Source organism: Micromonospora sp. NPDC049836 (genome assembly GCF_044465125.1).
In the GTDB taxonomy this organism is placed as follows: Bacteria; Actinomycetota; Actinomycetes; order Mycobacteriales; family Micromonosporaceae; genus Micromonospora.
This window is the reverse complement of record NZ_JBITLH010000001.1, coordinates 457,386-479,209: the sequence shown is the minus strand read 5'-3', so window position 1 is coordinate 479,209 and position 21,824 is coordinate 457,386. Positions and strand designations below refer to the sequence as shown.

The window sequence follows — 21,824 nt, the reverse complement described above, 5'->3', positions numbered from 1 at the left end:
CTGGCCCGCCGCGCCCCCCACCGATCGGCGAGGATGACGGGGTGAACCTGCTCGGCCGGATCGAGAGCGCGCTGGGCCGCCGGATCGACGCGGCGCGGGGCCGGCTGCCGGCCTTCGACCACCTGTGGCGGGCCGGCACCCTCTACGCGGACCTGCTGGCCGGGCGGCTGGCCGCCGCGATCGCCTACTACGGCTTCTTCGCGGTGTTCGCGCTCGCCCTGGTCGCGTACTGGATCTTCGGCACGATCCTGCAGGACAACGCCGAGGTCAGCGAGGCGGCCGCGGACTTCCTGGCGGGGAACCTGCCGTTCCTCGACCCGCAGCAGATCGCCGAGAGCAGCAACACCGTCGGGGTGGTCGGCCTGATCATCCTGGTGGTGACCGGGATCGGCTGGGTGGAGGCGATCCGCTCCTCGCAGCGGCTCATGTACGGCCTCAACCAGCAGCCCGGCAACCTGGTGATCCGCCGCCTGGTCGACCTGGGCGTACTGGTCGCGGTCTTCGTGCTGCTCGGGGTGTCGGTGGCCGCCGTGGACGCGCTGGAGTCGCTGCTGCGGTTCCTGCTGCGCAGCACCGGCTCGGTCGGCCTCACCACGGTCAGCGCGGTGCTCAGCGTGCTGGTCAACGCGGTGCTCGCGGTCGCGCTGCTGGTGGCGGTGCCCCGGCTGCGGATGAGCCGGCGCCGGCTGCGGCCGGTGGTGCTGGTGGTCGCGATCGGCATCACCCTGCTCAACACCGTCGGCCGCTACTACGTGGTACGCACCGAGCGGAACCCGGCGTACACGGTGGTGACCACCGCGGTCGGCCTGCTGCTCTACCTCTACCTGCTCAACCAGCTGGTGCTCTTCGGCGCGGCGCTGGCCGCCACCAGCCGGTACGGCCGGGTGGTGGACCTGGCCGAGGGCGCCGCCGCCCGGGAGGTGGACGTCGAGATCGACGAGGAGACCGAACCGGGGACACCGGGAGGAGCGGGATGAGCACCCGGATCAGGATCGACGCCGACTCGGCGGTGCCCCCGTACGAGCAGGTACGCGGGCAGCTCGCGGGGATGATCGGGGACGGGCGGCTGCCCGTCGGCACCCGGCTGCCCGCGGTCCGGCAGCTCGCCGCCGACCTCGCTCTGGCGGCGAACACGGTGGCCCGGGCGTACCGGGAGCTGGAATCCGCCGGGCTGGTGGAGACCCGGGGGCGGCACGGGACCGTGGTGGCCCCGGGGCGGGACGACGCCACCGACCGTCTGCACCGGGCCGCCGCCGGGTACGCCGCCGAGGCGGCCCGGCTGGGCGTACCGCCGGACCGCGCCCTGGCCCTGGTCCGTGCGGCGCTGAACGCCGGTACGCCCGGGTAGGAGTGACCGCCGGAGCGGGGGGACTTGGCGGCATTGCGGCCCGCGCCCGCGCCGGGAACGACCATGATGGGCCGGTGGGCGCACTCGTGACACTGGACCTGCCGGACGACTCGCCGATGCTCGGCCTGCCGTGGATCATCACCTTCGGCCCGCTGGGCGACGGCGACGAGTGGGAGCCCGTCGTCTGCGGCCCGTACGAGCGGGCGCACGCGCTCGCCCTGGCCGAGGCGGTGGTCGCCGAGGAGCAGCTGATGGCGGTGGTGGAGCCGCTGGTGCCGGCGCTGACCCCGGAGGAGATCCGCAGCGAGATCGCCGCCGCGCAACTCGCCGCCGAGGACGAGGCGGCCCGGATCGACGAGGCGGACCTGTACGGCGACTTCGAGGACGTCATCGACGAGGAGCTGGAGCTGGCCGCCGAGCGGGAACCGGAACCGCAGCCGGCGAACCCGCCCAGCGCCGAGGAGGTCCACGCCGGCTTCGCGCGGATCGCCAAGCTGCTCGCCGCCCGGGGCGCCTGAGCCTCAGCTCGGTGCCCGGTCCAGCACGCAGAACTCGTTCTCCTCCGGGTCGGCCAGGACCGTGAACCCCTCGGTCCCGGTCTGCCCGACGTCGATGTGCCGGGCGCCGAGCGCCACCAGCCGGTCCACCTCCGCCGCCGGGTCCCCGTCCGAGACCAGGTCCAGGTGGAGCCGGTTTTTGCCGTGCTTGGCGGTGCCGCTGCCCTGCAACCAGATGGTGGGGCCGGGCCGGCCGGGCGGCGGGTAGAGCTTCGCGTTGCCGTCGCCACCCTGTCGGACCGTGTAGCCGAGGGCGGCCGACCAGAACCGGGCCATCAGATCGAGGTCGCTGACGTCGAGGGTGTACTGCGCGACGAGTGCGGTCATCACCCCGTGGTACCCCCACGGTCCCAGGTGGACACCGGCCCCTCGGAGATCGAGATCCCCGAGGGGCCGGCGCCACCTCACCCCCCACCACAAGGGGTCGGTAGCCCAGCCGCCCGTCGGCGCGGGGCACAACGGACGACCAGGTCAATGGCGGGTTACCCGGCTCAGCGCCGTTCGAACCACGCAGCCGCGTCCACCGGCAGGACGTGCCCGTCGCCCCGCTCGGTGAGGTCGGCGCTGGCGGCGACCGGCCGGCCGTAGCCGGTGATCGTGGCCGCCGCGCCGCTGATGTTGACCACGCAGGTCAGCTCGGTGTTCCCGGCGGTGCGGCGGAACGCCAGCACGCCGGGCTCGGTCTCCAGCCAGGTGATGCCGTCGGTGCCGGCCAGCGCCGGGTGCTCGTGCCGGACCCGCAGGGCGGTCCGGTAGAGCTCCAGCGTCGAGCCGGGCGCGCCGGCCTGGGCCGCGACCGAGAGGCCGCGCCAGGTCGCCGGGGCCGGCAGCCAGCTCAGTTCGCTGCCGGCCGGGCCGAAGCCGTACGGGGCCAGCTCGCCGCTCCACGGGATCGGCACCCGGCAGCCGTCCCGGCTCTCCCCGGTGCGCAGGAACGCCGGGTCCTGGCGTAGCTCGTCGGGAAGGTCGAGCACCTCGGGCAGGCCGAGCTCCTCGCCCTGGTAGACGTACGCGCAGCCGGGCAGGGCGAGCATCAGCAGGGCGGCGGCCCGGGCCCGGCGCAGACCGACCTCGCCGTCGCCGTACCGGGTGACGTGCCGCTGCCGGTCGTGGTTGGAGAGCACCCAGGTGGTCGGGGCGCCGACGATGGTCGACTCGGCCAGCGCGGTGTCGATGACCTTGCGGAACGAGTCGGCCGACCAGGTGGCGTCGAGGAAGTCGAAGCTGAACGCCTGGTGCAGCTCGTCCGGGCCGATGTAGCGGGCCAGCCGCTGCGGGGTCTCGGCCCACGCCTCGGCCACCGCCATCCGGCCGCCCGGGTAGCTGTCCAGGATCGGCCGCCAGGCGCGGTAGATCTCGTGCACCTCGTCCTGGTCGAAGTACGGCAGCCGGCCCTTGCCGAGCAGTTCCGACTGGCGCCGGCCGGTGGTCATCGAGTTGAAGCCGACGTCCGGCAGCCCTTCCGCCTTGATCATTCCGTGGGCCACGTCGATCCGGAAACCGTCCACGCCCCGGTCGAGCCAGAACCGCAGGATGTCCTCGAACTCGGCGCGTACCTCCGGGTGGCGCCAGTTCAGGTCGGGCTGGGCCGGGTCGAACAGGTGCAGGTACCACTGCCCGTCGGGGACCCGGGTCCAGGCCGGGCCGCCGAAGATGCTCTCCCAGTCGTTCGGTGGCAACTCGCCCTGCTCGCCCCGGCCCTCGGCGAACAGGTACCGGGCCCGCTCCGGGGAGCCCGGGCCGGCCGCGAGGGCCGCCGCGAACCACGGGTGCGCGCTGGAGGTGTGGTTGGGCACCAGGTCCACGATGATCCGCAGGTTGAGCGCGTGCGCGTCGGCGATCATCGCGTCGAAGTCGGCCAGGTTGCCGAAGAGCGGATCCACGTCCCGGTAGTCGGCCACGTCGTAGCCGGCGTCGATCTGCGGCGAGGTGTAGAAGGGGGTCAGCCAGAGCGCGTCCACCCCGAGTTCCCGCAGGTACGGCAGCCGCTGCCGGATCCCCTCCAGGTCACCGACGCCGTCGCCGTTCGCGTCGGCGAAGCTGCGGACGTAGACCTGGTAGACGACCGCGGAGCGCCACCAGTCGTTGTCTGCGGTCGGCGGCGCGGGAGGGGTGGCGGCGGTCATCGGTGACGATCCCCGTTCTCTGGCATCAGACGGCGGCGCCCCGCAGGGATGCGCGGGGCACGGGTGTCTGAGCAGAATGCCGGCCAAGCACTGCAAGAGTCAAGCATTCCTTGCGCAAGAAGTAGCCCTCACACCCCGCTGCCCACCGCTCCACCCTCAACCTGTCGCGCCCCGCGCCCCGCGTCCCGCCCGTCCCGCTGTCCCGTCCCGCCCTCCGGAAGCCCCACCCGCTTTGCGGCACCTCGCCCCCTCCGGCCGCCCGGATGGGCCAGATTGCGGCATCTCGTGCCCTCCCTCTGGGCAGAAGGGCCGCGTTGCGGCATCCGGAGTCGATCACGCGCGAGCACCGCGGGTGAATGGGCCAGGTTGCGGCATCTCGTGCCATCCCGGGGGCCGGACGGGCCGGAGTGCGGCATCTTGCGGGCGTCGCCCACCGGGGCGGAGGTGGGGGTGGGGGTGGTCAGGCTGGTACGACCAGGGAGGGGGCGGTCGGGCGTTGCCGCTGCGCGCCGCCGGCCGGGCCGGCGCCGCTGGTGGGGGTGGTTTCGGCCGGGCGGACCACCGCCGTCGAGCCGCGTACCACGAGTTCCGGGCGGAACAGGTATTCGGAGTTCGGGGCGGCGTGCCCGTTGATCTCGTCGACCAGCGCGCGGACCGCGGCCACCGCCATCGCGGCGACCGGCTGGCGCATGGTGGTCAGCGGCGGGTCGGTGAAGGCGATCAGCGGGGAGTCGTCGTACCCGACGACCGAGATGTCGCCGGGGACGGCGAGGCCGCGCTGGCGGGCGGCGCGGATGGCGCCGAGCGCCATCAGGTCGGAGCCGCAGACCAGGCCGGTGACCCCGCGTTCGATGAGCCGGCCGGCGGCGGCCTCGCCGCCCTCGACGCCGAAGAGGGAGAGCTCGGCCAGCTCGTCGATCTCGGCCTCGGTCGCGCCGACCAGCCGGGTCATGGCGGACCGGAAGCCGGCCACCTTGCGCTGCACGGGGACGAACCGGTCCGGCCCGGTGATCAGGCCGATCCGGCGGTGTCCGAACGCCACCAGGTGGGCCACGGCCAGCTCGGCGGCCTCCCGGTCGTCGCAGGAGACGAAGGGCGCCGCGATGCCACCGACGTACCCGTTGATCATGACGATCGGCAGCGGGCGGGCGATCAGCGCGCGGTACCGGTCGTGGTTGGCGGCGGTGTCGGCGTGCAGGCCGGAGACGAAGACGATCCCGGAGACCTGCCGGTCCAGCAGCATCTCCACGTACTCGTCCTCGGTGACGCCGCCGGGCGTCTGGGTGCAGAGCACCGGGGTGAACCCGCTCTGCGCCAGCGTCGACTCGATGATCTGGGCGAAGGCCGGGAAGATCGGGTTGTCCAGCTCCGGGACCACCAGTCCGACCAGTCCGGCGCTGCGCTTGCGCAGCCGGGCCGGGCGCTCGTAGCCGAGCACGTCGAGGGCGGTCAGGACGGCCTGCCGGGTCTCGGGGGCCACTCCGGGGCGGTCATTGAGCACCCGCGACACCGTGGCCTCGCTGACTTCGGCCTGTTGGGCGATGTCGGACAGTCGAGCGCGCATGGCGGCACTTTAGCTCACCGGCAAGTTCTTGCGTACGCCTCTGCAAGCCCTTCCATTCTCTGCAACCTCTTGCTAACGTCCCGGCAACATGCGAGAGCAGCGGCGCAAAATCCCCGCGCCGGGCAGCAAGAAGTTTCCGAGCATTCCACTGGCGAGCCGCCCTTCCCCCGGCGGGCCGCCATGACGACAGGAGTACCGATGCGCATCCGTACCGCGGGTGTGGTCGCCGTCCTCGGCCTGGCGCTCGCCGCGTCCGGCTGCGGTGGCAGCGACAGCGACAAGCCGGCCGCCAAGGAGTCCGCCAAGGCGGCCGGCGGCAAGCTGGTCATCTGGGCCGACGACAAGCGGGCCGCCGCGCTGAAGCCGTTCGCCGAGGAGTTCGGCAAGGAGAACGGCGTGACCGTCGAGGTCCAGGCCGTCTCCAAGGACCTGCAGACCAACTTCGTCACCGCGTCGCAGCAGGGCAGCGGCCCGGACGTCGTGGTCGGCGCGCACGACTGGATCGGCAACATGGTGCAGAACGGCGCCATCGACCCGGTGCAGCTCCCCGCCGAGCAGAAGAGCGCGTTCAACGAGACCGCGATCAAGGCGGTCACGTTCAACGGCCAGCTCTACGGCGTGCCCTACGCCACCGAGAACGTCGCGCTGCTCCGCAACACCGCGCTGGCCCCCGAGGCGCCGAAGACCATCGAGGAACTGGTCCAGACCGGCAAGAAGCTCAAGGCCGAGAAGAAGGCCCAGGAGATCCTCTGCCTCCAGTCCGGCCAGAACGGCGACGCGTACCACGTCTACCCGCTGTACACCTCCGCCGGCGGCTACCTCTTCGGCACCACGGCCAACGGCGACTACGACCCGAAGGACCTGGGCGTGGGCAAGCCGGAGTCGATCGCGGCCTTCCAGAAGATCGCGAAGCTCGGCGAGAAGGGCGACGGCGCGCTCAAGCGCTCCATCACCCCGGAGAACTCCATCGCCAGCTTCGGCGCCAAGAAGTGCGCCTTCCTGGTCTCCGGTCCGTGGGCCATCGCCGAAGCCAAGAAGGCCGGCATCAAGTACGACATCTCCCCGGTCCCCGGCTTCGCCGGCGGCAAGGAGGCCCAGCCGTTCGTGGGCGTGCAGGCGTTCTACGTCGCCGCCAAGGGCAAGAACAAGGCCCTGGCGCAGGAGTTCGCCACCAACTACGTGACCAAGCCCGAGCTGGCCGTCGCGCTGTACCGGGCCGAGCCGCGCCCGCCGGCGCTGACCGCCGCCTTCGACCAGGTCAAGGGCGAGGACCCGGACCTGGCCAAGTTCTCCGAGGCCGGCAAGAACGGGCAGGTGCTCCCGGCGATCCCGGCCATGGCCGCGATCTGGGACCCGTTCGGCAAGGCGGAGGCCGCCGTCATCGGCGGCGCCGACCCGGCCAAGACGATCACCGCCGCGGGCAAGACCATCGCGGGTCAGATCAAGTAATGAGCACGTCGCTGTCCGGCCCGGGGTCTGCTGAGCAGGCCCCGGGCCGGGAGCCCGTTCGCCGCGGGCTCCCGCGCACGTCCCGTACCGCGCGGAACCACGCGCCGATCACCGCGACCGGTCTCGTCGTCAAGGTGGTCCTGCTCGGCCTGGTGGCCGGGATCGCGATCTGGGCGGCGTTCCCGCTCGTCGAGGCCGAGCACTGGGTGGGGCTGGCGATCCTCGCCGCCACCACCGCGGGCCTGTTCTACCTCTACCTCGGCCGGCGGCACATCCCGGCCAAGTACCTGGTCCCCGGCACGATCTTCCTGATCGCCTTCCAGGTCTTCCCGGTGCTCTACACGGCGAGCACCGCCTTCACGAACTTCGGCGACGGGCATCGCGGCAGCAAGGACGACGCGATCGTCGCCATCCAGACCACCTCGGTGAAGCAGGTCCCCGGCTCCGCCCAGTACGCCCTCTCCATCGCCACCACGGGCGACCCGGCGACCGGCGCGCTGGTCTTCCTGCTCGGCGACCCGAAGACCAAGGAGGTCTTCGCCGGCGACGCGGGCGGCCTGCGCCGGCTCGACCCCGGCGAGGTGGAGGCCAGCAGCCTCACCGGCAAGGTCACCGCCGCCGACGGCTACACCGTGCTGAACATCGGCCAGGCCAGCGTCCGGAGCAAGGAGATCACCGACCTGGTGGTGCCGACCGCCGGTGGCGCGATCCGCTCCAACGGGCTCACCCGCGCCTACGAGGGCAAGGCCGCGCGGGCGTACGACGCCGGATGCGACTGCGTCAGGGACAGCGAGACCGGCAGGACCTGGACCGCGGACGCGCAGGCCGGCGCGTTCGTCGCCGCGGACGGGGAGCGCCTCGCCCAGGGCTGGAAGGTCAACGTCGGGTTGCAGAACTTCAGCCGGGTGCTCACCGACCCGAACATCTCCGGCCCGTTCTTCGGCACCCTGCTCTGGAACTTCGCCTTCGCGGTCGGCTCGACCGGGCTCACCTTCCTGCTCGGCATGGCCATCGCGCTCGCCCTGCACTCGCCCCGGATGCGCGGCACCAACCTCTACCGGGTGCTGCTGATCCTGCCGTACGCGATGCCGTCGTTCGCCATGCTGCTGGTCTGGCGGGACATGTTCAACACCGACTTCGGCCTGGTGAACAACCTGTTCGGGCTGGGCGTCGACTGGTTCGGCCAGGCCTGGTCGGCCCGGGCCGCGGTGCTGCTGGTGCAGCTCTGGCTCGGCTACCCGTACATGTTCCTGGTGGCCACCGGCGCGCTCCAGGCCATCCCCCGGGAGCTGACCGAGGCCACCTCGGTGGACGGCGCCTCCCCGTGGCAGTCGTTCCGGTCGGTCACCCTGCCGCTGCTGCTGGTCGCGCTCTCGCCGCTGCTGATCGCGTCGTTCGCGTACAACTTCAACAACATCAACGCGATCTGGCTGACCACCGAGGGCGGGCCGTTCCCGGCGGACAACCCGACCAACGGGGCTACCGACCTGCTCATCACCTACACCTACCGGCTGGCCTTCGGCGCCCAGGGCGCCGAGTTCGGCATGGCCGCCGCGGTCTCGATCTTCATCTTCGCGATCGTGGCCACGGTGTCGGCGATCAGCTTCCGCCGTACCCGCAAGCAGGAGGAGGTGTACTCGTGACCACCTACGCGGACGCCCCCGCCGCCAACCGCAACGCGAAGGGGAGCGCGAGGCGACGCTGGTTCCGCCAGGTGGGCTGGCGGCACGTCGTCGGGGTGCTCGCCGTGGCGTTCAGCCTCTTCCCGATCCTGTTCGTGCTCTCCGCGGCGCTCAACCCGCTCGGCACGCTCTCCTCCACCGAACTGCTGCCGACCGGCGCGTCCTTCGAGAACTTCGGCAACCTGTTCCACCAGACCGCCTTCGGGCACTGGTTCCTCAACTCGCTGCTGATCGCCGGCACGGCCAGCGTCGTGTCGATCTTCCTGTCCGCGCTGGCGGCGTACGCGTTCTCCCGGATGCGGTTCGCCGGGCGGCGGTTCGGCCTGCTCACCCTGCTGCTGATCCAGATGTTCCCGCAGTTCCTGGCCATCGTGGCGATCTTCCTGATCTTCACGACGGTCACCGACCTGTGGCCGGTGCTCGGGTTCAACACCCCGTGGGGGCTGTTCCTGCTCTACATGGGTGGTGCGCTCGGCGTGAACACCTGGCTGATGAAGGGCTTCTTCGACACCCTGCCCCGGGAGCTGGACGAGTCGGCGACCATGGACGGCGCCACGCACGCCCAGGTCTTCTTCCGGATCATGCTGCCGCTGGTGGCGCCGATCCTGGCGGTGACCGCGCTGCTCTCCTTCATCGGCACGATCAACGAGTTCATGATCGCCAACGTGTTCCTCACCAACACCGAGTCCAAGACCCTCGCGGTCGGCATGTTCGGGCTGGTGGCCGGCGAGCGGAACAACAACTTCGGGATGTTCGCGGCGGGCACCCTGCTCACCGCCGTGCCCACGGTGCTGGTGTTCCAACTGCTCCAGCGCTACATCGTCTCCGGCCTCACCGCCGGGGCGGTCAAGGGATGAACCGGAGGGGTACGCGCCCGCCGTCCTGAGCGGGGCGAGCGCGGCCCCTCCGCACCCGAAGAACAGCGGCAACCCGAAGAACAGCAACCGGAAGAACAGCAAGCTGCGGCAAGGGCGTCGGATCGACGTACACCGGAGCGGTTTCCGGGCGGACCGCCGCGGTCGGGTGACCGATCGCGGCGGGTGCCCGCCCCCCTCCCTGTCGGAACGACCCGGAAGGCGTCCTCATGTCTCTCCAGCCGCACCACGACGGCTCCGCCACCTACGTGCCCGAGCAGGAGCCGGCGCTCGGGCGGACCGTCCCGGTCTTCGTCCGGGTGCCGGCCGGCGCCGACGTCCGCCAGGTGCACGTCCGGACCACCGGCGACGGCGAGCCGCGCTTCGCCGAGGCCGTCGTCGACCGCACCCGGGGCGGTGACGTGTGGTGGCGGGCCGACGTCGAGGTCCGCAACCCGGTCAGCAACTACCGCTTCCTGCTCGACGGCCGCCGGGGCTCCCGCTGGCTGAACGCGGCCGGCCTGATCGACCACGACGTGCCCGACCACGGCGACTTCAAGCTGGTCAGCTACCCGCCGCCGCCGGCCTGGGCCCGGGACGCGGTGATCTACCAGATCTTCCCGGACCGGTTCGCCCGCTCCGCCGCCGCCGACGGCCGACCCGCGCCGGACTGGGCCATCCCCTGCGACTGGGACACCCCGGTGGTCGGGCGCGGCCCGGAGACGCCCCGCCAGTTCTACGGCGGCGACCTCGACGGGATCACCGAGCGGCTGGACCACCTGGACCGGCTCGGCGTGAACACCGTCTACCTCACCCCGATCTTCCCGGCCCGCTCCAACCACCGGTACGACGCGGCCAGCTTCGACACCGTCGACCCGCTGCTCGGCGGGGACGCCGCCCTGGCCCGGCTGGCCGACGCGGTGCACGCCCGGGGCTGGCGGCTGCTCGGCGACATCACCAGCAACCACACCGGCGACGCCCACCACTGGTTCACGGCCGCCGCCGCCGACGTGCACGCGCCCGAGCGGGAGCTGTACTACTTCTTCGACCTGGCCGGCGTCGACGACTCCCGCTCGGCGCGTCCGGTGCCGCGCGGCGATCAGGCGCCGGCGGACTACGAGTCGTGGAACGGGGTCAGGTCGCTGCCGAAGCTCAACTGGGGCAGCGCCGAGCTGCGTCGCCGCTTCGCCACCGCCGAGGACTCGTTGCTGCGCCGCTGGCTGCGCCCGCCGTACGGGCTGGACGGCTGGCGGGTGGACGTGGCGAACATGACCGGCCGGCGGGGCGCGGACGCGTACACCCACGAGGTGGCGCGGCTGCTGCGTCAGGTGGTCGCCGAGACCCGGCCGGACGGGCTGCTGCTCGCCGAGCACGGCCACGACCACACCGGTGACCTGGACCGGGACGGCTGGCACGGGACCATGAACTACGTGGGCTTCACCGATCCGGTCTGGTCCTGGCTGCGCCACGGCGACGACCCGGTGCCGAACTTCCTCGGCACCCCCGGTGGGGTGCGGCGGCGGGCCGGGGGCACGGTGCTGGCCACCATGAACGCCTACCGGTCGCTGATCTCCTGGCGGTCGTACACGCACTCGTGGCAGCTGCTCGGCTCGCACGACTCGGCCCGGATCCGGACCGTGGTGGGCGACGCGGCCCGCCAGGAGGTGGCCGCCGGGCTGCTCGCCACCATGCCGGGGACCCCGGTGGTCTTCGCGGGCGACGAGCTGGGGCTGACCGGCGGCAACGGGGAGGGCTCGCGTACCCCGATGCCGTGGCACCGGCCGGAGAGCTGGGACCGGCGGACCTTCGCGGCGTACCGGGCGTTGCTGGCGCTGCGCCGCGCGGAGCCGGCGCTGCGGCACGGCGGCCTGCGCTGGGTGCACGCCGACGCCGACACCCTGGTCTTCCTCCGGGAGGCGCCGACCGGCACGGTCCTGGTGCTGGCCCGGCGCGCGGCCGGCGCTCCGGTGCGGCTGACCGGCCTGCCGGCCGGCGACAACGTGTACGGGGGCGCGCCCGCGCTTCGTCCGGACGCCGAGGGCGCGGTGACCGTCCCCGGCGACGGCCCCACCTTCCAGGTCTGGCGCCTGAGCTGACCCCGACCCCCGCGATCCTGCCGGTCCGGCCCTCCGTCCGGTCGCGGTCGCCGGGCCTGCCGGGGCGTCCGGCGCGATCGCGGGGAGGGCGGGGGAGCCGGGGCGGGGCAGGTCACGGTATGACGGCAGGTCGGCGGGGTGGCTACTACGCAGCGTCGTTGTTGGGGGAGGATGGGCCGCGTGGAAGCTCTCCGACTGATTCTTCTCTACGTCCATCTGGTCGGCTTCGCGCTGCTGCTCGGTGGTGCGATCGCCCAGTACGTCACCGGCCGGCTGCGGATCAACGCCGCCATGCTCTGGGGCGCGGTGATCCAGATCCTCACCGGTATCGGACTGTCCGCCCCGCTGCGCGACGGCGACGAGCCGGCCCCCGCCAAACTTGTTACCAAGTTGGTGCTCGCGTTGATCATCTTCGTCATGGTCTTCTTCTCCCGTAAGCGGGAGAGCGTCAACCGCGGTCACTTCCTCGCGATCATCGGGTTGACGCTGCTCAACGCCGCCGTCGCGGTGTTCTGGCGTTAGTTCGCCCGACAGCCGGGAAGCTCGGGAAAGCTCGGGAAACAGACGTTCGCGACACCACCGCGCATGCCGCTCGGCACGATTAGTGACGTGCCCCACCCAAGGGTTACGTAGGGGTAACGACCGTTCAACAGTCGTGCACGATTGTCGGCCGGTGGGTGGGCGCGGGCGTACGCTCCCGTCCGTAACGTGGGACGCCGGCGGCACACCGCCGGCCGGCGCAAGGGCTGCCACCGCGCACGACGCGGTGTGCAATGGGAAGGAGACGTCTTGCGCTCTGTGCGTGGGATGCGGATCGCCTCCGCCATCGTGGCGGGTGGCCTCGTGCTGGGCGCCGCCGCATGTGGTGAGGCTCCCGAGGACGACAAGAACGCCGGCGGCACCGGCGGCAAGAAGTTCAGCGCCTGCATGGTGACCGACGTCGGTGGCATCGATGACAAGTCCTTCAACACCTCGGCCTGGAAGGGCCTGCAGGAGGCGAAGAAGGAGAACGACAACATCGACATCAAGAACGTCCAGTCGAAGGCCGAGGCGGACTACGAGGTCAACCTGACCGGGTTCGTCAACCAGAAGTGCGACTTCATCCTGGCCGTGGGTGGCCTGATGTCGGACGCCACCAAGAAGATCGCCACGGCGAACCCGAACCAGCAGTTCGGCATCGTCGACGCGAACCCGGGCGTGGACAACATCTACCCGATGCAGTTCGACACCGCGCAGGCCGCCTTCCAGGCCGGTTACCTGGCCGCCGGGATGAGCAAGAGCGGCAAGGTCGGCACCTACGGTGGTCTGCCGATCCCGCCGGTCACCATCTTCATGGACGGCTTCGCCGACGGCGTGGCGTACTACAACAAGGCCAAGAGCAAGAACGTCCAGGTGCTGGGCTGGGACAAGGCCACCCAGAAGGGCTCCTTCACCAACGACTTCGTCAAGCAGGACGAGGGCAAGAAGGTCTCCGACGCGCTGGTCGCCCAGGGCGCGGACATCATCATGCCGGTCGCCGGCGGCGCCGGCCTCGGCACCACCGCCGCGGCCCAGGCCTCGAACGGCAAGTACTCGGTCGTCTGGGTGGACGTCGACGGCTGCGAGAGCACCCCGAACTGCCCGGCCCTGATCACCACGGTCGTCAAGAACATCCCGGACGCCGTGAAGGAGGCCGTGCTCAAGGCCGCCGGTGGCGAGAAGCTCCAGGCCAAGCCGGGCTTCGTCGGCACCCTGGCCAACAACGGCGTCTCGATCGCCCCGTACCACGACTTCGACAGCAAGGTCCCGGCGGACCTCAAGGCCGAGGTCGACAAGATCAAGGCGGACATCTCCGCCGGCACCATCACGGTCACCTCGAAGGCCCAGCCGACCAAGTGACCGCTCCGCCGGCCACCGCGGTGAAATCATCGGCGGGGGCCGGCGGGCACCAGGAGTGACGATCCGGCCGCCTCGGCGTACGCGGGACACCCCGCGGACGGCGGGGCGGCCGGTCCACCTTCATCCCCCACTGACCCCACCCGGCGCGGTGGCCGGCGGGCAGCCGCTACGCTGCACCATCGCTCGCACTCCAGGAGGTTGCGCTGAGACTCGAACTGCGCGGCATCACCAAACGGTTCGGTGAACTGGTCGCCAACGACCACATCGACCTCACGGTGGAGCCTGGAGAGATCCACGCCCTGCTCGGCGAGAACGGCGCCGGCAAGTCGACCCTGATGAACGTGCTCTACGGGCTCTACCAGCCCGACGAGGGCGAGATCCTGGTCGACGGCAAGCCGCTGAAGCTGAAGGGCCCGTCGGACGCCATCGCGGCCGGCATCGGCATGGTGCACCAGCACTTCATGCTGGTGCCCGTCTTCACCGTGGCCGAGAACGTCATGCTCGGCGCCGAGCAGGTCAGGGGCCGTTTCGCCGGCATCCTGGACCGCCGGCGCGCCCGGCGTGAGGTGGCCGAGGTCTCCGAGCGGTACAACCTCCGGGTCGACCCGGACGCGGTGATCGAGGACCTGCCGGTCGGCATCCAGCAGCGGGTGGAGATCGTCAAGGCCCTCACCCGCGACGTCGACCTGCTGATCCTCGACGAGCCGACGGCCGTGCTGACCCCGCAGGAGACCGAGGAACTGCTCGCGGTCATGCGGTCGCTCAAGGAAGCCGGCAAGTCGATCGTGTTCATCACCCACAAGCTGGGCGAGGTGAAGGCGATCGCCGACCGGATCACGGTGATCCGGCGCGGCAGGACCGTCGGCACCGCCGAGCCGAGCGCCAGCCGGGACGAGCTGGCCGCGCTGATGGTGGGGCGCAGCGTCCGGCTGACCGTGGACAAGCAGCCGGCCCAGCCGGGCAAGCCGGTCCTCGAGGTCGCCGGCCTGGTCGTCGACGACGACCGGCAGGTACGCGCGGTCGACGGCGTCGACCTGACCGTGCACGCCGGTGAGGTGCTCGGCGTGGCGGGCGTGCAGGGCAACGGGCAGACCGAGCTGATCGAGGCGATCATGGGGCTGCGCCCGGTCCTCGCCGGCTCGGTCACCCTGGACGGCCACGCCGTACACGGCTGGTCGACCAAGAAGGTGCTCCGCGCCGGCGTCGGGTACGTCCCGGAGGACCGCAGCGTGGACGGCCTGGTCAAGGAGTTCTCCGTGGCGGAGAACCTGGTGCTGGACATCTACGACCGGCCGCCGTTCGGCAAGGGCCTCTCGCTCAAGCCGGACGCCATCGCGAAGTCGGCGAAGGAACGGATCGAGCAGTTCGACATCCGTACCTCCTCGGCCGACGCGGCGGTCGGCACCCTCTCCGGCGGCAACCAGCAGAAGGTGATCGTGGCGCGGGAGCTGTCCCGGCCGCTGAAGCTCTTCATCGCCGCCCAGCCCACCCGGGGCGTGGACGTCGGCTCGATCGAGTTCATCCACAGCCGGGTCATCCGCGAGCGGGACATCGGCACCGCCGTCATGGTGGTCTCCAGCGAGCTGGACGAGGTGATCGGCCTCGCCGACCGGATCGCGGTGATGTACCGGGGCCGGATCATCGGCGTGGTCGGCCCGGACACCCCGCGCGAGGAGATCGGCCTGCTGATGGCCGGCATCACCCCGGACACCGCCACCCCGAGCCCGACCCGGGGCACCGCCACCCCGAGCCCGACCCGGGGCACCGCCACCACGAGCCCGACCGAGGGCACCGCGGCCCCGGCCCCCGAGGGCCCTGGCAACGAGGACGAGGCATGAGCGACGTGAACCCGGTCTCCGGCTCCCCGGACAAGGAGCCGGCGACCGAGGCGCAGGAGGCGCGCAGCGAGGCACGGGCCACCCCGACCGCGCCCGCCGGCGACCCCGAACGCGCGGTGCCCGCCACCGCGACCAAGGCGCCGGCCGGCGACAAGGGCTCCCGCCCCACCCTGGGCCGGCTCTTCCTGGACAACCTCTGGGCGGCCAACACGGTCACCGTGACCGTGCTCGCGGTGCTGCTGGCGATGCTGGTCGGCGCGGTGCTGATCATCGTGTCCGACCCCGAGGTGCTGAGCACCTACAGCTACATCACCGCCCGCCCGGCGGACGCCCTCAACGCCAGCTGGACGGTGGTCAGCGAGGCGTACGCGAACCTGTTCAAGGGCGCCATCTTCGACCCGGACGCGGTCGGCTTCACCGCCGCGCTGAGCCCGATCTCGGAGACGCTCACCTACACCGCGCCGCTGGTCTTCACCGGCCTGGCGGTGGCGCTCGCCTTCCGCGGCGGCCTGTTCAACATCGGCGCCCAGGGCCAGGCCACCATCGGGGTCATCCTCTCCGCCGTCGCCGGCTTCGCGCTGCCGCTGCCGGTGGGCGTGCACCTGCTGGTCGCGCTGATCGCCGGCGCGCTCGGCGGCGCGCTCTGGGGCTTCATCCCGGGCATCCTCAAGGCGCGCACCGGCGCGCACGAGGTGATCAACACGATCATGCTCAACTACGTGGCGGTCTACTTCCTGTCCTGGATCATCATCCAGAGCGGGGTGCAGAACCCGAACCGGTCGGACGCGATCAGCAAGCCGGTCGAGTCCTCCGCCCAACTGCCCCGGCTGCTCGGCGCCGACCTGCGGGTGCACGCCGGCATCCTGGTCGCGGTGCTGGCCACCTGGTTCATCGCCTGGCTGCTGAACCGCTCGACGCTCGGCTTCGAGCTGCGCGCGGTCGGCGAGAACCCGGACGCCGCCCGGACCGCCGGGATCAGCGTCACCAAGACGTACGTGCTGGTCATGGTGATCTCCGGGCTGCTGGCCGGGCTCGGCGGGTCGAACATGGTGCTCGGCTCGACCGCGAACGCGCTCACCCCGCTGGTGATCGCGCAGATCGGCTTCGACGGCATCCTGGTCGCGCTGCTCGGCCGGGTGAAGCCCTGGGGCGTGCTGCTGGCCGCGCTGCTGTTCGGCGCGCTACAGGCCGGCGGCAACCGGATGCAGTCGTACTCCGGGATCTCGCTGGAGCTGGTCACCGTGCTCCAGGCGCTGATCGTCATCTTCATCGCCGCGCCGGCCATGGTGAAGGCGATCTTCCAGCTCCGGGCGGCCCGCGCGGCCCGGCTGCAGACGAGCCTCGCGAAGGGCTGGTGAGCATGTCCACCACCGCTGTCCCCGAGGTCGCCGTGACCGCCGTGGACGAGGGTTTCTGGACCCGCGCCCGCAAGACCGGAGCCGTCCTGCTGGGTCTGGGCGTGCTGGCGGCGGTCCTGTTCGGCGCGCTCGCCACCGGCCAGCAGGCCCGGTTCACGCTCAGCGAGACCGAGGGCGGCGCCGCCCTGGAGATCAACGGCACGGTCGGCGCGATCCTGTTCGGGATCATCGCGGCGGCGGCCGGCGCCGCCCTGCTCGCCGGGGTGCCGAAGCGCTGGTTCACGCTGGTGCTCGGCGTCGGGTTGGTCGCGTTCGTGCTGAGCTTCCTGTGCTGGCAGGTCTCCGCCGCCCCCGAGGGCCGCAACTTCATGCCGCTGGTCAACGTCGTCCGGGGCACCTTCATCCTGGCCCTGCCGCTGATCTTCGGCGCGCTGGCCGGCGTGCTCTGCGAGCGTTCCGGCGTGGTGAACGTGGCGATCGAGGGCCAACTGCTGATGGGCGCCTTCTCCGGCGCGCTCTTCGGCAGCATCACCGGCAGCGTCTGGGTGGGCCTGGTCGCCGCCGCGATCGGCGGTGCGCTGATCTCCCTGCTGCTCGCCGTCTTCGCCATCCGCTACCTGGTCGACCAGGTGGTCATGGGCATCGTGCTGAACCTGCTGGCGGTCGGGGTCACCGGCTTCCTCTACGAGCGGCTGATGCAGACCGACGCCACCAAGTACAACAGCGCGCCGCGGTTCAGCAACTGGGAGATCCCGCTGCTCAAGGACATCCCGCTGCTCGGCCCGGCGCTGTTCCGGGGCAACATCTTCCTCTACGTCGGCCTGCTGCTGGTGCTGGTCATCCACCTCGCGCTGTTCCGTACCCGGTGGGGCCTGCGGACCCGGTCGGTGGGCGAGCACCCGACCGCGGCCGACACGCTCGGCGTGCGGGTGCTGCGGCTGCGCTACCGCAACGTGATCATGGCGGGCATGGTGGCCGGCATCGGCGGCGCGTCGTACACCCTGGCGCTCTACTCGTTCACCAAGAACATGATCGGCGGTAAGGGCTTCATCGCCCTGGCCGCGCTGATCTTCGGCCGGTGGAGCCCGACCGGAGCGCTGCTCGCGGCGCTCTTCTTCGGCTTCGCCGACCAGCTCGCCACCTATCTGGGTGCGATCGGCAGCAGCATCCCCAGCCAGTTCCTGGCGATGCTGCCCTATCTGGCGACGATCCTGGCCGTGGCCGGGCTGGTCGGCCGGGTCCGGGCGCCGGCCGCCGACGGCAAGCCGTACATCAAGGGCTGACGGCCCTCGGCGCAGCGTGCCCGGTGGGGAAGACCCGCCGGGCACGCCCGTCTCCGGCCGGCATCGCGACCGATCGGGGTGAATTGGGCAGAATGGGAGGCGTGATGGAGATCGACTGGGAGCGGCTGCGGGCCGCCGCCACCGAGGTCATGCGACACGCGTACGTGCCGTATTCGAAATTCCCGGTCGGGGCGGCCGCCCTGGTCGACGACGGCCGGGTGGTGGTTGGCTGCAACGTGGAGAACGCCGCGTACGGCGTGGTGCTCTGCGCCGAGTGCGGCGTGGTCTCCTCGCTGCACGCCACCGGGGGCGGGCGGATCGTCGCCCTGTCCTGCGTCGACGCCACCGGCGAGCCGCTGATGCCCTGCGGCCGGTGCCGGCAGCTGCTCTGGGAGAACGGCGGCCCGGAGTGCCTGATCGAGGCGAAGGGCGGCACGCTGCGGATGGCCGAACTGCTGCCGCACGCGTTCGGCGTGGAGGATCTGGAGGCGGTGACCGGCGAGACACCGGTGCCGGTGGTCCCGGAGCGGCTGGCCGCGTGGCGCGGGCGGGGCACCGTCTTCGTGCATCCGGACCTCTCCGCCGGGCAGCAGGTCTGGACGGCGTACTGGGAGCGGTCGGCCGGGGACTCCGAGGGCGCCGAGACCGGCGTGCTGGAGGAAGGCCCGTCCTGGGAGGACCCGGCGGAGGCGATCACCTGGGGGCTGGCGCGGACGCCGCGGGTCGTCGTGGTGGACGCGTCGGGCACCATCTTCTGGGCGGGTGAGGGTGAGCCGCCCGCGGAGATCCCGGTTCGTTGGGGCTGAGCTGGTGGGATCGTTCGCGGGTCGGTGCGACCTCGCACGATTACTGATTGGAACTCAAAGGTGAGTGTGTTCACGGCGGTTGACGTCATTCGGGCGAAGCGGGACGGGGGTGTGCTGAGCGACGGGCAGATCGACTGGGTCGTCGACGCGTACACCAAGGGGCTGGTGGCCGACGAGCAGATGTCCGCGCTGGCCATGGCGATCCTGCTGCGCGGGATGACCGCGCCGGAGATCGCCCGGTGGACCGCGGCGATGATCGCCAGCGGGGAGCGGCTGGACCTGTCGCCGGTGACCCGGCCGACCGTGGACAAGCACTCCACCGGCGGCGTCGGCGACAAGATCACCCTCCCGCTGACCCCGCTGGTCGCCGCCTGCGGCGCGGCCGTACCGCAGCTCAGCGGCCGGGGCCTCGGGCACACCGGCGGCACGCTGGACAAGCTCGAGTCGATCCCCGGCTGGCGGGCGACGCTGCGCAACGACGAGTTCATCGGCCAGCTCCGGGACGTCGGCGCGGTGATCTGCGCGGCCGGCGCGGGGCTCGCCCCGGCCGACCGCAAGCTGTACGCGCTGCGCGACGTCACCGGCACCGTCGAGGCCATCCCGCTGATCGCCAGCTCGATCATGAGCAAGAAGATCGCCGAGGGGACCGGCGCGCTGGTCCTCGACGTGAAGGTCGGCTCCGGCGCCTTCATGAAGAACGTGGCCGACGCCCGCGAGCTGGCCCGGACCATGGTGGAGCTGGGCGGCGCGCACGGGGTCCGCACGGTGGCCCTGCTCACCGACATGTCCACCCCGCTCGGCCGGGCCGTCGGCAACGCGGTCGAGGTCACCGAGTCGGTGGAGGTGCTGGCCGGCGGCGGTCCGGCCGACGTGGTGGAGCTGACCCTCGCCCTGGCCCGGGAGATGCTGGCCGCGGCCGGTCTGCCGGACGCCGACCCGGAGGCGGCGCTGCGCGACGGCCGGGCGATGGACGCCTGGCGGGCGATGATCCGCGCGCAGGACGGCGACCCCGACGCGCCGATGCCGGCCGCCCCCGAGGTCGAGGTGGTCCGCGCCACCGAGGACGGCTACGTCGCCGAGGTCGACGCGTACGCCATCGGGGTGGCCGCGTGGCGGCTCGGCGCGGGCCGGGCCCGCAAGGAGGATCCGGTGAGCGTCCCGGCCGGCGTGGTCCTGCACAAGCGCCCCGGCGACCCGGTACGCGCCGGCGACCCCCTCTACGAGCTGCGGGCCGAGCACGCCGCCCGGATCCCGGCCGCCCTCGACGAGGCGCGGCGGGCGGTCCGGGTGGCGCCCACGGCTCCCGCCGCGAAGCCGCTGGTCATCGAGCGGGTCGGCGGCTGATCCCGGTCATGGTGCGGCGCCGGTCGAGGGGCTATCCTCCCTGGTCGAGGGGGAAAGACCGGCGCTGAGCCGATGCGAGCAGACAGGGACTGAGCCGTGCGCGTACCCGCCCCCGACCCCCGGGCCGTCCGTGAGGCGAGCCTCGACGAGCTGTCCCGGCTGGGCCTGCCCCTGCCGCCGCCGCAGTATCCGCTGGTCTGGGAGCCGGGGGACGAGATCGAGTTGCGGCCCACGCCCGACATCGAGGCCCGGATCGCGGTGCTGCACCTGATCCTGGCCCGCTGCTTCGGGATGCCGCCGCAGGCGGCGATGAGCTGGCTGCTGGACTCGCACCTCGTCGAGTCGGTCACCCCGCCCGAGTGGCAGTTCGTGATGGGCGGCAAGGGCGACCACCGTTCGTTCGTGCTGCACCACGACGCGCTCTTCTCGCTGGCCTGGGTGCTCGGGCTGACCAAGGAACTGGACCCGACGGTCCCGGTGGACCCGCGGCTGGTCGAGCGGATGCCGAACCTGGTCGGCGGGGAGACCTTCCCGCAGTGGCGGGCCCGGATCCTGGCCGCACCGCAGCACCCCGGCGACGCCGCCGCCCTGCTCGACCTGCACTACTGCCTGGACTGGGCGTACCTGGAGTCGGAGCAGGCCGGCCTGGCGCTGCCCGGGCTGGTCGACGCGAACGCCATCGGGCAGCGCCGTTGGGCGCTGGAGTGGGCGGTGGTGCTGCGCGGGCCGTACCACGAGGAGCCGCCGGGCTGGGAAGAGGTCGACCTCTCCACCTGAGCCGGTCAGCGCCGCCGGTGCACGCCGAGCCGCACGGCGAGGGTCACCTCGACCGGCTCGGGCAGCGCGGCGATCCGGCCGGCGAGCCGGGCCGGGTCGGTGTGCCAGGCGCTGGGTCCCATCCCGACCAGGGTGGCCACCTCGGCGCGGCTGAGCGAGAGCCGGTGGCGGTGCTCGGTGCCGGACTCCTCGGTGAAGTGCCCGGCCAGGCTGCCGGCCACCCGGTCGGCCTTGGCCGGGTCGACCCGGAGCAGGTCGAGGGCGTCGACCAGTTCGCCCAGGTGCGCCGCCGCCGGGGTGACCACCAGCAGCGCGCCGGCCGGGTGGAGCACCCGGTGGAACTCCGGGCCGTTGCGCGGCGCGAAGACGTTGAGCAGCACGGCGGCCGAGCCGTCGGCCAGCGGCAGCCGCTGCCAGGTGTCGGCCAGCGCGGCGGCGGCGCGGGGATGGGCCCGGGCCGCGCGGCGCAGCGCCGGCTTGGCGACGTCCAGCGCCAGACCGACGGCGTCGGGCAGCGCCGCCAGCACCGCCGCGAGGTACCAGCCGGTCCCCGCGCCGGCGTCCACGACCAGCGGGTACGCCTCGTCGGTGCGGGCGGCGTGCGGCGGCGCGGCGGCGGCGAGCGCCGCGGCGACCGGGTCGTAGTGGCCGGCGGCGAGGAACTCGGCGCGGGCCGCGACCATCTCGGCGCTGTCCCCGGCGTGCGGGGCGCGGCCGGCGAGCAGGTTGACGTACCCCTGGCGGGCGAGGTCGAAGCTGTGCCGGCGCGGGCAGCGCAGCGCCCGGGCGGTGCCGGCGGTGGTCTCGGTGAGGGGCTCGGCGCAGACCGGGCAGCGCAGCCGGGCCAGGATCCGGGGGTCCATC

At 72.3% G+C, this 21,824-nt stretch carries 19 protein-coding genes; 15 read left to right on the top strand and 4 right to left on the bottom strand.

Features of this window, described 5'->3' with window-relative positions; genetic code table 11:
- The first annotated feature begins 41 nt into the window (after positions 1-41).
- From ACIBPB_RS02175 to ACIBPB_RS02165, 3 genes are all read left to right on the top strand, one after another.
- A complete protein-coding gene (locus ACIBPB_RS02175; protein ID WP_396837790.1) occupies positions 42-977 on the top strand; it encodes a YihY/virulence factor BrkB family protein in 936 nt (311 codons plus the stop codon).
- Positions 974-1,348 (top strand): GntR family transcriptional regulator, encoded by a 375-nt coding sequence (locus tag ACIBPB_RS02170; protein ID WP_396837789.1) that lies wholly within the window; start codon positions 974-976, stop codon positions 1,346-1,348. Before ACIBPB_RS02175 ends, ACIBPB_RS02170 begins: the two co-directional genes overlap by 4 nt.
- Before the next feature lie 74 nt (positions 1,349-1,422).
- Positions 1,423-1,866, top strand: a complete 444-nt coding sequence (locus ACIBPB_RS02165; RefSeq protein ID WP_357320041.1) for a hypothetical protein — start codon at positions 1,423-1,425, stop codon at positions 1,864-1,866.
- Positions 1,867-1,869: 3 nt separating this feature from the next.
- Here ACIBPB_RS02165 and ACIBPB_RS02160 read toward each other — a convergent pair whose 3' ends face one another.
- The 3 genes from ACIBPB_RS02160 to ACIBPB_RS02150 form a co-directional block, all read right to left on the bottom strand.
- Positions 1,870-2,232: a VOC family protein gene (locus ACIBPB_RS02160; RefSeq protein WP_357320044.1), complete on the bottom strand. Its 363-nt coding sequence runs from the start codon at positions 2,230-2,232 to the stop codon at positions 1,870-1,872.
- 164 nt (positions 2,233-2,396) lie between these two features.
- Positions 2,397-4,031, bottom strand: a complete 1,635-nt coding sequence (locus ACIBPB_RS02155) for a glycoside hydrolase family 13 protein (RefSeq protein ID WP_396837788.1) — start codon at positions 4,029-4,031, stop codon at positions 2,397-2,399.
- A gap of 460 nt (positions 4,032-4,491) precedes the next feature.
- A complete protein-coding gene (locus tag ACIBPB_RS02150; RefSeq protein WP_396837787.1) occupies positions 4,492-5,595 on the bottom strand; it encodes a LacI family DNA-binding transcriptional regulator in 1,104 nt (367 codons plus the stop codon).
- Between the two features lie 198 nt (positions 5,596-5,793).
- On the opposite strand from ACIBPB_RS02150, the gene ACIBPB_RS02145 reads away from it, so the two are divergent.
- The 12 genes from ACIBPB_RS02145 (at position 5,794) to ACIBPB_RS02090 (ending at position 20,960) form a co-directional block, all read left to right on the top strand.
- On the top strand, positions 5,794-7,044 hold the full coding sequence (locus tag ACIBPB_RS02145) for an extracellular solute-binding protein (RefSeq protein ID WP_396837786.1): 1,251 nt from the start codon (positions 5,794-5,796) through the stop codon (positions 7,042-7,044).
- The gene (locus ACIBPB_RS02140) at positions 7,044-8,687 is read left to right on the top strand and encodes an ABC transporter permease subunit (RefSeq protein ID WP_396837785.1); all 1,644 of its coding nucleotides are present in this window, start codon (positions 7,044-7,046) and stop codon (positions 8,685-8,687) included. The genes ACIBPB_RS02145 and ACIBPB_RS02140 overlap by 1 nt, the downstream gene beginning before the upstream one ends.
- On the top strand, positions 8,684-9,583 hold the full coding sequence (locus ACIBPB_RS02135) for a sugar ABC transporter permease (protein ID WP_396837784.1): 900 nt from the start codon (positions 8,684-8,686) through the stop codon (positions 9,581-9,583). The genes ACIBPB_RS02140 and ACIBPB_RS02135 overlap by 4 nt, the downstream gene beginning before the upstream one ends.
- Before the next feature lie 227 nt (positions 9,584-9,810).
- Positions 9,811-11,676: a glycoside hydrolase family 13 protein gene (locus ACIBPB_RS02130; protein WP_396837783.1), complete on the top strand. Its 1,866-nt coding sequence runs from the start codon at positions 9,811-9,813 to the stop codon at positions 11,674-11,676.
- Between the two features lie 180 nt (positions 11,677-11,856).
- Positions 11,857-12,198 (top strand): hypothetical protein, encoded by a 342-nt coding sequence (locus ACIBPB_RS02125; RefSeq protein WP_046567088.1) that lies wholly within the window; start codon positions 11,857-11,859, stop codon positions 12,196-12,198.
- 285 nt (positions 12,199-12,483) lie between these two features.
- On the top strand, positions 12,484-13,554 hold the full coding sequence (locus ACIBPB_RS02120) for a BMP family protein (protein ID WP_396838162.1): 1,071 nt from the start codon (positions 12,484-12,486) through the stop codon (positions 13,552-13,554).
- A gap of 203 nt (positions 13,555-13,757) precedes the next feature.
- Positions 13,758-15,392 carry an ABC transporter ATP-binding protein gene (locus ACIBPB_RS02115; protein WP_396838161.1) on the top strand — a complete coding sequence of 545 codons (1,635 nt, stop codon included), beginning with the start codon at positions 13,758-13,760 and terminating at the stop codon, positions 15,390-15,392.
- Positions 15,389-16,750: an ABC transporter permease gene (locus ACIBPB_RS02110; RefSeq protein WP_396837782.1), complete on the top strand. Its 1,362-nt coding sequence runs from the start codon at positions 15,389-15,391 to the stop codon at positions 16,748-16,750. Before ACIBPB_RS02115 ends, ACIBPB_RS02110 begins: the two co-directional genes overlap by 4 nt.
- Positions 16,751-16,752: 2 nt before the next feature.
- On the top strand, positions 16,753-18,033 hold the full coding sequence (locus ACIBPB_RS02105) for an ABC transporter permease (RefSeq protein ID WP_357324475.1): 1,281 nt from the start codon (positions 16,753-16,755) through the stop codon (positions 18,031-18,033).
- A 92-nt stretch (positions 18,034-18,125) separates the two neighbouring features.
- Positions 18,126-18,839: a cytidine deaminase gene (locus ACIBPB_RS02100; protein ID WP_396837781.1), complete on the top strand. Its 714-nt coding sequence runs from the start codon at positions 18,126-18,128 to the stop codon at positions 18,837-18,839.
- A 60-nt stretch (positions 18,840-18,899) separates the two neighbouring features.
- The gene (locus ACIBPB_RS02095; RefSeq protein ID WP_396837780.1) at positions 18,900-20,183 is read left to right on the top strand and encodes a thymidine phosphorylase; all 1,284 of its coding nucleotides are present in this window, start codon (positions 18,900-18,902) and stop codon (positions 20,181-20,183) included.
- 96 nt (positions 20,184-20,279) lie between these two features.
- A complete protein-coding gene (locus tag ACIBPB_RS02090; protein ID WP_396837779.1) occupies positions 20,280-20,960 on the top strand; it encodes a DUF4272 domain-containing protein in 681 nt (226 codons plus the stop codon).
- Between the two features lie 5 nt (positions 20,961-20,965).
- Here ACIBPB_RS02090 and ACIBPB_RS02085 read toward each other — a convergent pair whose 3' ends face one another.
- On the bottom strand, positions 20,966-21,823 hold the full coding sequence (locus ACIBPB_RS02085; RefSeq protein ID WP_396837778.1) for a putative RNA methyltransferase: 858 nt from the start codon (positions 21,821-21,823) through the stop codon (positions 20,966-20,968).
- Position 21,824 lies beyond the last annotated feature (1 nt).

Bases quoted from the DNA above. Each gene is read 5' to 3' on its own strand.
- ACIBPB_RS02145 (WP_396837786.1), top strand. From the start codon at position 5,794: ATGCGCATCCGTACCGCGGGTGTGGTCGCCGTCCTCGGCCTGGCGCTC.
- ACIBPB_RS02130 (WP_396837783.1), top strand. From the start codon at position 9,811: ATGTCTCTCCAGCCGCACCACGACGGCTCCGCCACCTACGTGCCCGAG.
- ACIBPB_RS02150 (WP_396837787.1), bottom strand. From the start codon at position 5,595: ATGCGCGCTCGACTGTCCGACATCGCCCAACAGGCCGAAGTCAGCGAG.
- ACIBPB_RS02100 (WP_396837781.1), top strand. From the start codon at position 18,126: ATGGGAGGCGTGATGGAGATCGACTGGGAGCGGCTGCGGGCCGCCGCC.
- ACIBPB_RS02155 (WP_396837788.1), bottom strand. From the start codon at position 4,031: ATGACCGCCGCCACCCCTCCCGCGCCGCCGACCGCAGACAACGACTGG.
- ACIBPB_RS02170 (WP_396837789.1), top strand. From the start codon at position 974: ATGAGCACCCGGATCAGGATCGACGCCGACTCGGCGGTGCCCCCGTAC.
- ACIBPB_RS02110 (WP_396837782.1), top strand. From the start codon at position 15,389: ATGAGCGACGTGAACCCGGTCTCCGGCTCCCCGGACAAGGAGCCGGCG.
- ACIBPB_RS02085 (WP_396837778.1), bottom strand. From the start codon at position 21,823: ATGGACCCCCGGATCCTGGCCCGGCTGCGCTGCCCGGTCTGCGCCGAG.
- ACIBPB_RS02120 (WP_396838162.1), top strand. From the start codon at position 12,484: ATGCGGATCGCCTCCGCCATCGTGGCGGGTGGCCTCGTGCTGGGCGCC.
- ACIBPB_RS02105 (WP_357324475.1), top strand. From the start codon at position 16,753: ATGTCCACCACCGCTGTCCCCGAGGTCGCCGTGACCGCCGTGGACGAG.
- ACIBPB_RS02140 (WP_396837785.1), top strand. From the start codon at position 7,044: ATGAGCACGTCGCTGTCCGGCCCGGGGTCTGCTGAGCAGGCCCCGGGC.
- ACIBPB_RS02160 (WP_357320044.1), bottom strand. From the start codon at position 2,232: ATGACCGCACTCGTCGCGCAGTACACCCTCGACGTCAGCGACCTCGAT.